At 43.4% G+C, this 16,242-nt stretch carries 14 protein-coding genes; 3 read left to right on the top strand and 11 right to left on the bottom strand.

The window, feature by feature from the left end:
• Positions 1-201, top strand: a 201-nt coding sequence (locus N7974_RS09640; RefSeq protein ID WP_262965408.1) for a hypothetical protein, incomplete at its 5' end; no start/stop codon positions are given.
• A gap of 302 nt (positions 202-503) precedes the next feature.
• On the opposite strand, the gene N7974_RS09635 is transcribed toward N7974_RS09640, so the two are convergent.
• The 7 genes from N7974_RS09635 to trxA all read right to left on the bottom strand — a co-directional run bounded on the left by N7974_RS09635 (position 504) and on the right by trxA (position 10,699).
• Complete coding sequence (locus N7974_RS09635; RefSeq protein WP_262965407.1) at positions 504-1,202, bottom strand: potassium channel family protein; 699 nt, start codon at positions 1,200-1,202, stop codon at positions 504-506.
• Between the two features lie 30 nt (positions 1,203-1,232).
• Complete coding sequence (locus N7974_RS09630) at positions 1,233-2,840, bottom strand: efflux transporter outer membrane subunit (RefSeq protein ID WP_262965406.1); 1,608 nt, start codon at positions 2,838-2,840, stop codon at positions 1,233-1,235.
• Between the two features lie 3 nt (positions 2,841-2,843).
• A complete protein-coding gene (locus N7974_RS09625) occupies positions 2,844-6,038 on the bottom strand; it encodes an efflux RND transporter permease subunit (protein WP_262965405.1) in 3,195 nt (1,064 codons plus the stop codon).
• 264 nt (positions 6,039-6,302) lie between these two features.
• On the bottom strand, positions 6,303-7,427 hold the full coding sequence (locus N7974_RS09620; protein WP_262965404.1) for an efflux RND transporter periplasmic adaptor subunit: 1,125 nt from the start codon (positions 7,425-7,427) through the stop codon (positions 6,303-6,305).
• 379 nt (positions 7,428-7,806) lie between these two features.
• Positions 7,807-8,634, bottom strand: a complete 828-nt coding sequence (locus tag N7974_RS09615) for an undecaprenyl-diphosphate phosphatase (protein WP_262965403.1) — start codon at positions 8,632-8,634, stop codon at positions 7,807-7,809.
• A 291-nt stretch (positions 8,635-8,925) separates the two neighbouring features.
• Positions 8,926-10,182 (bottom strand): transcription termination factor Rho, encoded by a 1,257-nt coding sequence (gene rho / locus N7974_RS09610; protein WP_262965402.1) that lies wholly within the window; start codon positions 10,180-10,182, stop codon positions 8,926-8,928.
• A gap of 190 nt (positions 10,183-10,372) precedes the next feature.
• Positions 10,373-10,699 (bottom strand): thioredoxin TrxA, encoded by a 327-nt coding sequence (trxA, locus tag N7974_RS09605; protein WP_262965401.1) that lies wholly within the window; start codon positions 10,697-10,699, stop codon positions 10,373-10,375.
• A 99-nt stretch (positions 10,700-10,798) separates the two neighbouring features.
• Between trxA and N7974_RS09600 the strand changes: the two genes are divergently transcribed.
• Positions 10,799-12,196 (top strand): DEAD/DEAH box helicase, encoded by a 1,398-nt coding sequence (locus tag N7974_RS09600; RefSeq protein WP_262965400.1) that lies wholly within the window; start codon positions 10,799-10,801, stop codon positions 12,194-12,196.
• Here N7974_RS09600 and yrfG read toward each other — a convergent pair.
• Positions 12,180-12,836: a GMP/IMP nucleotidase gene (yrfG, locus tag N7974_RS09595; RefSeq protein ID WP_262965409.1), complete on the bottom strand. Its 657-nt coding sequence runs from the start codon at positions 12,834-12,836 to the stop codon at positions 12,180-12,182. The genes N7974_RS09600 and yrfG overlap by 17 nt on opposite strands.
• A 46-nt stretch (positions 12,837-12,882) precedes the next feature.
• Here yrfG and nudE point away from each other — a divergent pair, with 46 nt between their 5' ends.
• Positions 12,883-13,431 (top strand): ADP compounds hydrolase NudE, encoded by a 549-nt coding sequence (gene nudE, locus N7974_RS09590; RefSeq protein WP_262965399.1) that lies wholly within the window; start codon positions 12,883-12,885, stop codon positions 13,429-13,431.
• Between the two features lie 250 nt (positions 13,432-13,681).
• Here the strand turns inward: nudE and N7974_RS09585 are convergent, their stop codons facing one another.
• From N7974_RS09585 to lgt, 3 genes are all read right to left on the bottom strand, one after another.
• Positions 13,682-14,293 carry an inorganic pyrophosphatase gene (locus N7974_RS09585; protein ID WP_262965398.1) on the bottom strand — a complete coding sequence of 204 codons (612 nt, stop codon included), beginning with the start codon at positions 14,291-14,293 and terminating at the stop codon, positions 13,682-13,684.
• A gap of 24 nt (positions 14,294-14,317) precedes the next feature.
• Positions 14,318-15,151, bottom strand: coding sequence for a thymidylate synthase (gene thyA, locus N7974_RS09580; protein WP_262965397.1), 834 nt, complete (start codon positions 15,149-15,151; stop codon positions 14,318-14,320).
• Positions 15,152-15,280: 129 nt separating this feature from the next.
• Complete coding sequence (lgt, locus tag N7974_RS09575) at positions 15,281-16,060, bottom strand: prolipoprotein diacylglyceryl transferase (RefSeq protein WP_243220492.1); 780 nt, start codon at positions 16,058-16,060, stop codon at positions 15,281-15,283.
• Between the last annotated feature and the right edge of the window lie 182 nt (positions 16,061-16,242).

Raw genomic sequence — 16,242 nt, 5'->3', positions numbered from 1 at the left:
TTACTTCTTAATGTGTTGTTCCTGTATCGATTATTTTTTAACAGCCTAACAATCACCAGAAGTACCCACACAAATTATTTTGATCAAGTTGTTAAAGAGCGTTGGTGCCGCAGCACCGTTGAGTCCGCCTATTATACAGAGCGGATTCGGTTTGTCAACCTCTTGTCGACATTGCGTGTTGCTGTCCTGCTTCAGGGCTAAACTGCTTTACCCCGAAGAAGCCGGCCATTATAGCCTACATGAACAACTTGTCAACCTCCGTGTTAACTTTAACTTAAAGCCTCCTTCCCTTCCGAAGTCGCTGCCCCGAAAGAACTGCGTATTATACAGCCACAATCAAAACCGTCAAGCGGTTATACTAAATAAGCTCTCACCCTCCGCTCTTTTTTTAATTCACTTAGGCAGATTCGTAATCGCTCCTTAACAATAAGGACTCAACATATATTTGGTGCTTTTCGTGAGCAGTGATAAATAGCATCGATTACGTAATTCGTAGATACTGGTTATTTTCCGTTATTATTTCCGGTTTGCGAAGCGTGTAAGCCCACCAAACGGCTGATCATAATCGCCAAATAAAGTTGGCCGGTGATGGCTTCAAGAATCGACAGTGCCCGAGCAGCTTGGGTTACGGCAAGAATATCTCCATAGCCTACGGTCGTTAGGGTTACAAAACTAAAGTAATAAAAATCCAATAAACCTTCTCCCGGATTTTCAATAACATTGAAAGAGTCAGGACGAAAGCTTTCCAAAAAGTAATAAGCATAAGCCCAAATCATTCCCAGCAAGATATAAGCGCAGGCAGCCGCCATAATCAAGTCTAGTGTGACTTCATTTTCCTTGACGATATGTACCCAAATCATGATTAACATTTGCACCAGAAAAATTGCCGCCACAACCATTTGAGCTTTATTAAAAACAGGCATTTGAGTGTGCAATGTGTAATGAAACGAGCGCAGAATAATGATGGTACTAATCAGTAACAGACAAAACCGGAGCTGCCTGGGCTGACCGCTGATAGCATGGAGGCCGGATATCAAAGCAAAGGCAAAGAAAATATCAGTACTCACATCTGCCCAGATGCGTTCACCAAGCCATTCGTCCAGTAACGGCCGTAGACCAATCATCATCATCAATGACCCCAGCAAGAAGCGAAATCGACCAATCTCATGCCGGCCAATACGCACAGTCGAACTTTTAGTCATAAAGATATCCTGTAGTTAATAACATTGTCTTTACCAATCCGGAAAGCGCCATTGTTTACGCTTGTCCTGTTCAGGTAAGTCCAGTTTTTTGGGCTGCATTAAGCTACCCCAGTTGCTACGCTCGGCCATTGTCTTTTTAATCGCTTCCGGAACAAAATCTTGTTCTTCCCGGGTTTCCCAACCACCACCGACTGCCTTATAGAGAGCAATCAGGTTAATGGCGATGTTGCCGGTAGTACTGGCCAATGCTGATTGCGAAGTAGCCAGCGTGCGTTGCGAGTCCAGTACTCGCTGATAATCAACCAGTCCCTCGCTGTATTGATACAAGGAGAGGTCGGTAGAGCGTTTGGCGGCCGCATAGCTAAGTTGCAATTGGTCGCGCTGTTGTTGGGCATTTAAAAAACCGGCGGTTGAGTCTTCCGCTTCTTTAGCGGCGTTAAGTACCGTATTGCGATAAACACCCACCAAGGATTGAAAGCGCGCATCTTCAACCCGCACCTGATTGGTGATACGGCCATAGTTGAAAATATCCCAGGAAATACTGGGGCCGATAAAATACTGAAAACTCTTGGCGTTAAAAAGTTGCCCCAAGGTACTACCGCCCATCGAGGCATAAGTCAGTGCAGCATCGCTGGCTCTTAGACTGATGGAACCCAGCAAGGAAAAATGCGGGTACAAATCGGCTTTAGCCACACCAATCAAGGCACTCTGGGTAGCAAGCTGGCGTTCGGCAAGGCGAATATCCGGCCGTCGTCGCAACAATTCGGCAGGAACACCAATAGCAACTTGTGCAGGCGCAACCGGAATGGGTTTACTCTCGGTTAAATAACTGTCAATCGTTCCGGGGGTTCGGCCTAAAAGCACACTTAAAGCATTCTTCGCTTGCCGTAATTCGGCTTCCAACGGTGGAATGGAGGCACGCGTATTACTCAATAAACTTTCTGCCTGCAAATAATCCAGTTCATTAATCAGGCCGCCTGAAAAAAGTGCCTTGGCTATTTCTAAAGTGCGCTCCTGAATTTTGACGTTATCACGAGCAACCTGTATTCGTATTTCACTGGTGCGAACCAGCACATAAGTACGCGCGACTTCGGCAGTCAGTGACACCAGAACATCATCGTAACCGGCAACAGAAGCCTCCAGATTAGCCACACTCGACTCCACGCCGCGTCTGAATTTCCCCCAAAGATCCAGCTCCCAGCCCATGTCAAAGCCGATACCGGTACTGGCGTAGGAGCGATCTATCAGGGAGCTGGTATTGGGGGCAAAAGCACTGATCTGTTGTTTGCTTAAATCACCGTTCATTTGCTGAAGCTGCGGATATTCATTACTGGTGACAATACCAAGCTGGGCGCGTGCCTCAAGTATGCGAGTACCGGCAACCTGAAGATTTAAATTCTGTAATCGGGCCTCGGCGATTAACTTGTCCAGCACCGGATCATTAAATACTTTCCACCACGTCGATAATTCAACGCTACGCTGACTAATTTCCGGGGCTAACTGATTGATCCATTTGGTTTCGACAGCGCTCTCCGGTTTAACATAATCGGGGCCAACCAGGCTACAACTACTGCCGAGCATGGCTGCCGTCATCATGGTTACCAGAGAGTAGCATTTGTTGTTATTATTGATAGCCATGACCTACTCCACCGAGCCGGTTTGTGATTGCGCTACATCGAGGTTTTTATCATCCTCATGAATGTTAAAAAACAGACTATAAAGCACCGGCACCACGATAAGAATCAATAACGTGGCAAAGCCCAGCCCAAACACGATGGTCACTGCCATGGAAATGAAAAAGGCATCCGTAAACAACGGTATCATCCCCAGCATCGTTGTCCCTGACGACATGGTAACCGGAATCAAACGACTGACTCCGGCAATAAGTACCGCCTGATAGGGCGTTTTTCCCTGACCAATCTGTACGCCAATTTCATCAACCAGCACAATTGAGGCTTTAATGGCCATACCGGAAAGACTCATCAAGCCGAGCAATGCCATGAAACCAAACGGTTGCTTAAAAACCAGCAAGCCGACGGTGACGCCAATCAAGGCCAACGGTACGGTCAACCAGATCACCAGCATTTTCTTGATGGAATTAAACAGCACCAGAACGATTAAGACCATGATGCCAAAGAACATAGGGATGGAGCTTGCCAGACTGGCATTGGCGCGTGCCGAATCTTCTGCCTCGCCGCCCCACGCCATGTAGTATCCAGGTTTGTCTTTAAGTGGCCATAGATCGTTATCCTGTACTTTTAAGGTCTTGGCATCGAAAGGGCTATCACCCAACTCATGACCCAGCACCCCGGCGACATCAACGTTGAGAGCTTGTTCAATCTTCACCTTGACCTGAGTAAATAATTCACTGGCCAAGCCTTGCCTGGGATCAGCATGAAGGCGAATCATTTTGCGTCGATCATTACGCCACACATAAGCATCTTCAAATTCGGTAGTAAAACCGGAGACGATTTGCCCCATCGGAATCATCGACTGAGCGGCAGGACTCCAGATCTGGATGCCGTCAAGACTGTCCAGATCGGCTCGTTCGGTAGTCGGCGCCCTTGCCAGAACAGGAATAAGCTCATCCCGCTCCCGGTAAATGCCCACTTTGGTGCCCTGAAAGGCTGATTCCAGTGCCTGTGCCAGTTCGGGCCGGTCAATACCTGCCCTGCGGGCCTGGGTTTCTGCCATTTGTGGTCGAACTACCTTGATTTTTTCGCGCCATTCATTGCGTACCGCCCGAGCATTGGGATCGTTTAATAAAATAGTTTCGGCCTTATTATTTAATATCCTCAATTGTTCGGCATCCGGCCCATAAATACGCAATTGAATCTTGCCTCCGGTAGAAGGCCCCAGCACAAACAGACGCATATTACTGATAGCGCCTGGAAACAGTGCTTCAAGTTCTTTTTGTACCTCGGGTGCCAGAGTCTTGATACGCGTGTAATCATCGACATCCACCAGAATCTGTCCGTAACTGGGATAATTGCTTTCCGGGGTATACGTCAACAAAAAGCGAACCTGATTGCCACCGATGGTACTGGTCAAATGCGTAACGCCTTCATGCTTTTTTAGTGCGGCTTCAGCAATCTTGAATTGGCGCTGGGTTTCCCTGATATCAGTACCCTCGGGAAACCAGATATCCACATAAAACTGTGGCCGGGTGGAGTCGGGAAAGAAACTGTTTTTGATATAACCAAAGCCCAATAGTGCCGAGATAAACAACGCGATGGCAACAGCCATGACCACCCAGCGAAAACGTATGCAACCGGCCAGAAAGTTACTGTACAACCGATAAAAGCCCTTGGCGTAAGGATCATCGTTGGCATTATCGACGGTGCCGGGGGTTACCTTGAGAAAAGTCGCACACAGCAAGGGCGTACATGTTACCGCTGTCAACCAACTCAACGTCAGTGAATATAAAATAACACTGAACAGGGTACGGCAATATTCACCGGTCGAATCCTGAGAGGTGCCGATAGCCGCGAAGGCAGTAATCGCGACTATGGTGCCACCCAGCATCGGCAGTGCCGTTTGCCCAACGATGTCTTTGGCGGCATCAAAACCGGATTTGCCCTGCCCCATCTGCATACGCATACCGTCAGTGACCACAATGGCACAATCCACCAGCATGCCTAAAGCAATAATCAAGGCACCCAGAGAAATACGCTCCAGGGTGATGTGATTAATCTGCATAAAAATAAAAGTACCCATGATCGTCACCATGAGTACCACGCCTAAAATCAGCCCGGAACGCAAGCCCATGAACAACAGCAACACACCGACGACAATGGCTACCGCTTCGGCCAGGTTTATCAAAAATCCCGTTAGCGAAGTCTTTACCGACTGAGCCTGATGCGAGATGATATTTAACTCCATGCCTATAGGCCGCAACGTTTCCAGCTCCTTAAAGCGCTGATCCAAGGAATCTGACATGACTGTGACATTGCCACCCTGTATGGTTGAAATAGCCAAGCCGATAGCGGTTTTGCCATCATAACGTAGCAAGGTTACTGGCGGATCCTGATAACCGCGTTTGATTTCTGCTACGTCACGCAGATAAATCAAGCTATCTGATTTTGCATTGGAACTTCTGATCAGCAAATCACCAAAGTCCTGCTCCGATTTGAATTCGCCGGTCGGACTAATGGGAATATATTCCTGCCCCAACAGTAAATTACCGGCATTGGTGGCAATATTTTTGGATTTTAAGGCGCTATAAATATCTTGTGGCGAAACGCCCAGTTGAGCCATTTTTTCGCGGCGCATCTCGACATAAACAGCTTCTTTTTGGTCACCGTACAGGACTATGCGTTTAACATCGCGGGCTTTTAACAATTCACGCTGCAATACCTTGGCATACTCGTAAATCTCCTTATAGCTATAACCCTCGCCGGTGATTGCCAGAAAAATACCGTAAACATCGCCGAAGTCATCATTAACCAACGACGGCCCTGCCCCGGGTGGAAGAAAGCGTTGTGCATCGTTAACTTTACGGCGTAACTCGTCCCAAACCTGAGGCAAACTATTTTTATCATACTTGTCCTGCATGGACACTTTTACCCATGACAAGCCTCGTGATGACCGCGACTCCACGCGTTTAAGCTGACCCATTTGTTGCGCGGCTTTCTCAATAAGATTAGTGACCTCCTCTTCCACTTCCGCTGCAGAAGCGCCGGGATAAGGGGTGGTAATAACCGCATCCTTGATCGTAAATTCGGGATCTTCAAGTCGGCTCAACTGCTGATATGAACTCCAGCCAACCACCAAAAAAAGTATCGTCATTACCCAAGTGATAAGACTCTTGCGTATACTCCATTCCGCTAAATTCATAGATAGACCCTTGTCTTGATAGCGATTAGCAATTTATTGATTATTATTTTTGCTGTGCCTTTATCCAAAATACCAACACTATGCCGGCCGATCTACATTAGCCAATTCGGATACTCAGGCAAAAGGCAATAAACCATAAGCTTTGTTGGCAGACTATTAAGCTATTATTTGATACCTTTTCAGATAACTGTTTTCTATGCCGACCGGTTTAAGTCCTCCTCAGCGATCTGACTGCGTAGCAGTTTTTAAAATACTTTTCTGGAATTATTCCAGTTTTCGGACGACTTGACCTTCTTGCAACTTACTGACGCCGCTAATGGCAATAACTTCTTCGGGGCTTAATCCTGTCGTGACTTTAATACTGTCAACTCCGGTTAAATCACCCGTAGTAACTGCACGACGATGTACCGCCATGGTTTTTGTATCTACTATCCAAACCATCGGGTGACCGGCATCATCAGCCCACACAGCAATAGCCGGAACAATAATGCCGCTGGTATCGACAGAATCACTGGTAAATTCAATAGTTACTGTGGCGGTCATGCCTGGAAGAATACGGATACCAGTTGGCGCAGGCATCACCAAAACAATCTGATAAGTTTGCGTCAAATTATCAGCGAGTAGCGCAGCTTCCTTGATTTTAAGCTCGAAACGCCGTGACGGATCAGCGATAAAATCTGCATACAGGCGAGGCGGCATTTTACGTATCGGCACCATCATTGATTCAGGTACGTCAACCAGCACCTCAACATCAGTCATATTTTGCAGCCTTAAAATCGGCTCTTTTACGGTAACTTCCTGATAATTATCAACATACTTGCGAGCAATAACACCGCTAAACGGGGCTCGTAACCAGGTATAACTTAATTGATCCTGCGCCGCTGCCAAACCCGCTACTGCGGATTGTAAATTTGCCTGGGCGACAGTTTGCGCGGTATATTTCAAGTTCACCATTGAATCACTGACAGCACCGGCATCGGTTGCCTTAACATTAAGATAACGCTGGTATTCAGCGGCGGCGTAATCGACAGCCGCTTTCGCTTTAGCGACCGTTCCTTTAGCATTACGCAGACTGGTTTCATAATCTTGAGGATCGATTCTGGCGACCAGATCGCCTTTTTTGACACTCTGACCTTCTTTAACCGGCAGATCAATTAACGGCCCGGCTACCTGAAAAGCGAGATCCACCCGGTCAGTAGCCCGCACTGTACCCGGTAATTTTTGCATCTGGCCGGTAAGAGCTGATCCCACAGTTATTAATTTGATAGGCCGAATGATCATAGCGTCAGTCTTCGCTGCCTCTTTTTTGCCACAAGAAGACAATAACAAAACCAGCAAGCCGGTTAAGAAAATAACTGTTAAGAAATGTAAACTATTTCTGGTTTGCATCAGGATTCCTGGGGAAAACTTGAAGAAAAGATTTAGGTGGAATAATCAATAAAATAGCTACTTTAAATCTGTTTTGTTCTTTTTTCAAAACTTAATTTGTATAAACAAAAGTATTCAATGATTCAACTTCAAGTCAGCTGAATGTCGTTAAAACACTTGGTACAAACCATATAGCTATAATTTAAGCTTCGCTACGGAAATGATGACGTTTTTGATGCTGGCTAAAGCATCTTGCTAATCAAAACAAGTTTTGCGATTTGCAAACTAGAGTTTTGGTTAAGCAGTTTAAACAGAATAGACATGATTGGTAACAATCAGGCCCGGAAAAGATAATATTTACTTTCCGGGACTAATAACAACTTGTTGGTGACCGCAACTTTTAGTGATTACCCCAATCTACCCAGCCCATTTGTGCGGAAACCAGCACAATGATGCCAAAAGCGATGCGATACCACGCGAATACGGTAAAATCATGTCGACTAATAAAGCGTATCAAACCACGCACCGCAAAGAATGCGCTTATAAATGATACTGTACCACCAACGGCAAACAAAGCCGCATCGTCTACACTGAACAAATCGCGATTTTTGTATACGTCATAGAGAGTTGCAGCAAACATGGTAGGAATAGCGAGGAAAAAAGAAAACTCGGTTGCTGCGCGGCGCGACAGACCGAAAAATAGTCCACCGATAATGGTTGCGCCTGAACGTGAAGTTCCGGGAATCATCGCCAACGCCTGAGCAAAACCGACCTTTAAGGCATCCTTCCAGGTCATGTCATCGATTGATTCAGCATGAACAACATGCTCACGACGTTCCGCCCACAAGATTAAAAAACCACCAATAATAAAGGCTGAAGCGACCACGATGGGATTAAATAAATAATATTTAATCTGTTTTAAAAACAGAAAGCCCAATACCGCAGCCGGCATAAAGGCAACCATCAAGTTGATTGCCAAGCGTTGAGATACTGGCTCAGAAGTTATACTGGTTACTGTATGCGTAAGTCGTGCACGATATTCCCAAACTACTGCCAGTATCGCAGCAAACTGAATGGCAATTTCAAACACTTTGCCTTTGTCGTCGTTAAAACCGAGTAATTGTCCGGCTAAAATCAAATGGCCAGTAGATGAGACAGGAAGAAATTCAGTTAAACCCTCGATGATACCGAGAATAATTGCGTTAATTAACAATGTTGGATCGGTCATATACTGATTTTTCTAATGTTTGTATAGATGCTTTCATTGATTAAGCGACATTATTCTCGGTAGAACATGCTTAACTAATTAAGGGCTCTATAACGATAAAAGTAACGTCACCCCTGCATTTAAAACAGTTATGTGACAGTGAATATAGTCGATATTTTTCATCATACAAGAACAGCCACAAAGATCAGGACAACTGATTACTTGAAAAGCTAACTGCTTTTCAATAAGTACTTCATGTCTTTGTGGTAAATATTATTTATTAAGCGTATTTCGAAACTACCATCACGTTTTTTAACGTTTCATTGAATCAAAAAATTCAGCGTTGGTATTAAAGTCTTTCAACTTACCTAACAAAAATTCTGAAGCGGCGGTCTCATCCATCGGTTGCAGAATTTTGCGCAAAATCCAGGTTTTTTGCAGCGTATCCGGATCAACCAAATATTCTTCTCTACGCGTACCGGAACGATTAATATTTATTGCCGGATAAATTCTTTTTTCAGCAATTTTTCGATCCAGATGCAACTCCATATTACCGGTACCTTTAAATTCTTCATAGATAACCTCATCCATTCTTGATCCGGTATCAACCAATGCGGTCGCTATAATGGTTAAACTGCCACCTTCTTCAATATTTCGCGCAGCACCAAAGAAACGTTTAGGTTTTTCCAGCGCGTTGGCATCAACACCACCGGTTAATATCTTGCCCGAAGAAGGCACAACCGTATTGTAAGCTCTGGCCAGTCGGGTAATCGAGTCTAACAAAATAACTACGTCGTGTTTATGTTCCACCAAACGCCTTGCCTTTTCGATAACCATTTCTGCAACCTGTACATGACGGGTTGCAGGTTCATCAAACGTACTGGAAATAACTTCGCCGCGAACACAGCGTTCCATTTCGGTCACTTCTTCAGGGCGCTCGTCGATTAATAAGACAATCAAATAACACTCAGGATTTTGTTCAGCGATTGCCTGTGCCAGACTTTGCAGGATCATGGTCTTACCTGCCTTCGGCGGTGAAACAATAAGGCCACGTTGGCCTTTACCGATGGGGGCAATTAAATCTATTATTCTTCCGGTTAAATCTTCGCTCGTGCCGTTGCCTTGCTCAAGAACAAATCGTTGTTTAGCAAATAAGGGCGTCAGGTTTGAAAAGGTGATTTTATTTTTGGTATTTTCAGGGGGTTCAAAATTGATCTGATCAACTTTAAGCATGGCAAAATAACGTTCGTTATCTTTAGGCGGCCTGATTTTTCCGCTTATCGTATCACCTGTTTTTAAAGAAAATCGTCTGATTTGACTGGGTGACACATAAATGTCATCCGGACCCGCCAAATAAGAGCAACCCGGTGTACGTAAAAAACCAAAACCATCCTGTAAAATTTCCAGAACACCATCACCGGAAATATCATCACCGGCTTTTGCCTGCTTTTTAAGAATTGCAAAGATCAAATCCTGCTTACGCGACCTGGCAACGTTTTCAAGTCCAAGGGACTCGGCGATTTCAATAACTTCACTAATTTGTTTTAGTTTTAACTCGGTAAGATTCATAAAAAATGCAACTCGAAGAAATGTAGTTAGGGTGCAACACCGTAACAACCGGGATGGGATGTAGAATTCAGGGGTGTAATTTATCGGACGATATAATTGAGTGCGCAGGATGGCCGCACTGTTTAAGTATAGCTTAAGTATTCAGATCCGTCCAGTTATTGTGACGGATCTGAAAAAGAGGCGGGACGTATTAAATGTTGCTGTCAATAAACTTGGCAAGTTCTGACTTTGTTAAAGCACCCACTTTAGTGGCTTCCACTTCGCCATCCTTAAACAACATTAATGTTGGAATGCCGCGAACACCGTAGTGTTGTGGTGTCTGTGGATTTTCATCGATGTTTATTTTAACAACGGTCAACTTGCCTTCATACTCTGCGGCAATAGCATCCAGAACCGGTGCAATCATTTTGCAAGGTCCGCACCATTCAGCCCAGTAATCAACCAGTACAGGACCGTTAGCTTTAATAACAGTTTCGTTAAATTCACTATCGCTTACATGAAGGACTGAATCGCTCACACTATTTCTCCAAATATTAAAATTAAAACTATAGGAGGGATAGCGCTTGTAGTCAATCAATTTCAACCAATATGCTTTTTTACGTTATGCTATGGCTCTATGAAAAATACCCATTTAACAGAAACCCGCTTCAGCAATCTTGAATTGTCTGACTCTATCCTGCATGGATTAAACGATGCCGGCTTTAATCATTGCACGCCCATTCAGGACAAAGCATTACCGTTATTATTGCGGGGCAAAGATATTGCCGGACAAGCGCAAACGGGAACCGGAAAAACTGCCACTTTTTTACTGGCTACTTTTCAGCACCTAATTAACGATAATGCCGGTAAAGATATCGAAGAAATTACCACGGATTGGGACAATGAAAATATTGAGCTATTACCGACAACTCAAGTAATGCCCGAGGTAAAACCGGATAATAATAAGCAGGGAGCAAAGCCAAGGGCAATTGCCGAAAATAAGCTTGTTAAAAATCCCAGAGCCATTATTCTGGCACCAACACGCGAACTCGCCATTCAAATTCATAAAGATGCCTTATTGCTGAGCAAACATCTTGATTTAAAATTGGCGTTAATTTACGGCGGCACTGACTATCAAAAACAACTGGATTCATTAAAAACCAATATTGATATTATCATCGGTACACCGGGTCGTATTATTGATTTTTACCGGCAAAATGCTTTTACACTGGACAACGTGCAAGTTACCGTGATGGATGAAGCGGATCGTATGTTTGATCTGGGCTTTATAAAAGATATACGTTTTTTACTGCGACGTATGCCCGTACCTGAGCTGCGTTTAAATATGCTGTTTTCAGCGACGTTATCCTATAAAGTTACTGAATTGGCTTATGAGCACATGAATAATCCGGTGTTAATTCGTATTGAAACCGAAGAGGTCACCTCTAAAGCCATACGGCAAAGCGCCTATTGTCCGGCTAACGAACAAAAAATACCGCTATTAATCGGCCTGTTAAATCACTATCAACCACAACGCAGTATTATTTTTGTTAATACCAAACGCTGCGCTGAGCAACTGGATGATACGCTTAATGCCAATGGCTATAAAACCGCTGCCCTGAGTGGTGATGTGCCCCAAGATAAACGCCAGCGACTGTTAAATGATTTTCAGGAAAACAAAATAACTTTATTAATCGCCACCGACGTAGCCGCCAGAGGCCTTCATATTCCTGACGTGTCACATGTTATTAATTATGATTTACCACAGGATGTAGAAGATTATGTCCATAGAATCGGTAGAACGGCGCGTTTTGGTGCCAGTGGCGATGCCATCAGCTTTATCTGTGAACATTATGCCTATTCAATGCCGGACATTGAAGATTATATTGGTCAAAAAATCCCTGTTAAAGCAATCACAGCTGATCTTTTAGCCGATGTTATAACACCAGAAAAAAGACCATCAAAACCTAAAGCCGACTATCAAGGCAAACGTCCCAACCCGGACCGAGGCCACAAACCTACAACCCGCTCATAAGCTCGCGAAAATCCTCAATAGCCGCATAGTCAATAATATCTCTTTTAGGCTGCTTGCTATCCGGCTTACTGACCGAAATTAAATGCTCTATACCAAACAGTCTGGCTGAATTTAATACCGCCAGACTGTCATCAATCAGTATCGTGGTCTTTTTATCGAAGACTTGCTGTTGCTGCAAAAGCTCCCAAAAATTGGCATGTTCTTTAGGAAATCCTAAATCATGAGAGCTAATAATCTCATCGAAAAATGGCTGCAAACAGGTTTTTTCCATTTTCAAGCCTAAACTGTCACGATGTGCATTAGTAACCAGTATAACTCTTTGCGAAGATTGCTGAAGTTTTTCGAGAAATTCGGTGACATGTGGTAATACCGCAATTAAGCCTGAAATTTCAGCCTTTAGTCCGGCAATATCCAGCTCTAAAGCATTGCTCCAGTAATCCAGACAATACCACTCCAGACTACCTTCCATACTTTTAAACCGGGGTTCTAATGCCTGTTTTGCCAAGTCTATGCTTATGCCTTTTTGCCGGGCAAATTTTAACGGTACAAATTCTTTCCAGAAATGATTATCAAAATTCAAATCCAGCAGAGTACCATCCATATCCAATAAAACAGTATCAATTTTTTTCCAATCAATCATCATAGTGCGTTATATTTATCAAAAGTAATTATTTTAATTTAGCACAATGTCTGAAAAACCAACCATCCTTAACAAAACCACTATCGCCAAAAGCCGTTTATTCCGCATTGAATCACTGGATATAAAGTTTAGCAATGGTGAACTGCGCAACTACGAGCGCTTGGCTCGCGGCAGGCCGGGTGGTGCAGTACTCATAGTGCCAATGCTGGACAGTGAAACCGTGTTATTGATTAGAGAATATTCTGCCGGTGTACACCGTTATGAAGTGGGCTTGCCCAAAGGTAAAACCGATGAAGGGGAATCCTTTCTGGAAGCTGCCAACAGGGAACTTAAAGAGGAAGTAGGCTTTGGTGCCAGAAAACTCCATCACTTAAGTTCCTTTTCCCTGGCGCCTTCCTATCTGGAGCATACGACAGAGATTGTGATTGCCCAAGACTTATATGCCGAAAAATTACTGGGCGATGAACCCGAAGAACTGGAAGTTATTCCCTGGAAAATAAACAATATCAATGCCTTGTTAGCTACCGGAAAATGTACTGAAGCACGCTCAATTGCAGCACTGTTTATGGCTATAGAATATTTAAAAAAACAATAAGTCAAATAAAAAACTATCAGTAAAGTAAAAAAACAAGCTTTCAGAACTACTTCAGATACTTCAAACAATGAATCTTAAGCCTAAGCTTATCGTGTACTTGGAAATTTTAGCCGTGATGCTTTGAGCAGCTAACACTACGAAAACATTAAGAAAGAAAACTTTCTATTCTTCGTGTCTTCGCGGTGAATATCAAATTATTAATAGTCTATAGGCAACGAGAAGTTACGTTATTGCTATTAATAAAATTTTTCTAGCCGCCAAAGTGCTTTTGATAATCGGCCATGGCGCATCTAATAACTTCATGGGCTTCTTCACGTCCATAAACATTGGTTATTTCGCAAATGTTCTTTTCGCTGGGAAGATGTTTATAAGTCAAAAAATAATGCTTAAGACGATTTATATAAGATTCCGGGCAATCCGACACATCATTCCATTGCCGATAAAATTCATCACCTTTCATCACAGCGATAATTTTATCATCGGCTTCACCGCCATCCAGTAAACGAAAGCCCCCGATCGGAATAGCCTGTAATAAAATATCACCATGCGTTACGCTACGCTCACTCAAAACACAAATATCCAAAGGGTCACCATCGCCCTTAGCGACTTCTTTTCCTGATTTCAACGAAGCATATTCGGCAATTTTTTCAGCACAATAAGTTTGCGGAATAAACCCATAAAGCGTGGGAATCATATTGGAAAATTTTTGCGGCCTGTCTATTTTAAGATAGCCACTTTCTTTATCGATTTCATACTTGACTGTATCGGATGGAACAATTTCGATAAAGGCGGTAACGACAATTGGTGCATGCTCTCCAGGATTAATTCCGTGCCAGGGATGTGCTTTGTGTTGTGCATTCATTTTTTGGTGACTCTTTTAATTTAATTAAACAGAAATAGGTGCCTTGATATGTTCATGCGCCTGATAATTTTCGATTTCAAAATCTTCATACCGGTAATTAAATAGTGATTCCGGTCTGCGATTTATGGTTAATGTTGGCAGTGGATAAGCTTTGCGGGTTAATTGCAGTTTGGTCTGTTCCAAATGATTTAGATACAAATGTACATCCCCACCGGTCCAGACAAAATCCCCCAGTGCCAATTCGCTTTGCTGGGCCACCATATGCGTCAACAATGCATAACTGGCTATATTGAACGGTAAACCCAAAAATGTGTCGCAGCTGCGCTGGTAGAGCTGACAAGACAGCTTGCCGTCAGCCACATAGAACTGAAAAAACGCATGACAGGGTGCCAAGGCCATTTTACCCAGTGCTACATTCTGTTGTGGACTGATATTTTCATCCGGTAAATCGGCCACATTCCACGCTGAAACAATCATTCGCCGACTATTTGGATTTTTTTTCAGTTGTTCGACGATTTGCTGAATCTGATCAATATGCCGACCATCAGGGGTAGGCCATGAACGCCATTGATGTCCGTACACCGGACCTAAATCGCCTTTTTCATTAGCCCATTCATTCCAGATATTGACCTGATGCTCATGCAAAAAACCAAGGTTAGTTTCACCTTTTAAAAACCACAGTAACTCATAAGCTATTGATTTTAAATGGATTTTCTTTGTCGTAACCAAAGGAAAACCTTTAGCCAAGTCAAAACGCATCTGATGTCCAAAAATAGACAAGGTACCACTACCGGTTCTATCGCCTTTCAAAACTCCTTCGGTACGTATTTTATCGAGTAATTCCAAATATTGCTGCATGTGTATTTTCGTTCATCGGATTTTAAAAGGGATTCCAAAGTTATTCATAATCAATAAAATACTAAAGTAATCAGTTAGCCGGCTTTAAATATGAAATGGTTTTGATAACTCAGAACCGTACTTATTAATTTATTTTTTTTTATAAGCAAAATAAACCAACGCAGCACCAATAATAATCATGGGGGCTGATAATATTTGGCCCATGGTCACCCAGTTTAAAACGAGAAACCCCAAATGTGCATCCGGCATTCTGAAAAATTCAACAAAAAACCGGAAGCAGCCATAAAAAAGCACTGCCATACCGGTAGTTGCCATAACCGGTCTGGGTTTACTTGAATACAACCAGAGTACAACAAACAACACAAACCCTTCTAAAAAGGCTTCATAAAGTTGCGAGGGATGACGGGCGAGCGGTCCGCCATTAGGAAATACCATGGCCCAAGGCACATCAGTCGTTCTACCCCACAACTCGGAATTGATAAAGTTACCAATACGCCCTGCGCCTAAGCCTATCGGTGCCAACGGTGCGATAATGTCGGTTAACTGAAACAGGGTACAGTGCTGTTTTTTTGCAAAAAACCACATCGCAATAAAAACCCCTAACATCCCTCCATGAAAGGACATGCCACCTTGCCATATTTTGAACAGAATGATGGGGTTATTTAAAAATTCACTAAAATTATAAAACAGAATATAGCCTATTCTGCCGCCCAAAATTACACCTACAGCACCATATGTGACCAGATCTTCTATAGCTTCCGGTTTAATGGGTGACCAAGGAGATTCTGCACGTTTTTGACCTAAAAACCAGACAGCAGCAAAACCTATTACATACATAAGCCCATACCAATGAACTTTTACAGGTCCCAAGCTTAGTGCAACGGGGTCAATTTGAGGATAGCTCAGCATATATCATTCCTGAAAAGAGTAAAAAATTCTAATTATTCCGACACCATGGTATCGTTCGCATTAGTTCACGAGCATTAAGTTAAGCTTTGTAATAGCTGAGCATGCCCACAAAGGATGTGTGCCACCACTTATAATTGTTACAGTGCTTTCAAATTAGGTTAATGACATTAAATTTATGCGGT

The sequence above is a fragment of the Methylobacter psychrophilus genome (assembly GCF_025583945.1).
Classification (GTDB): domain Bacteria; phylum Pseudomonadota; class Gammaproteobacteria; order Methylococcales; family Methylomonadaceae; genus Methylobacter_C; species Methylobacter_C psychrophilus.
The sequence above is the reverse complement of the archived record's forward strand: the minus strand, read 5'-3'. Positions and strand labels throughout refer to the sequence as shown.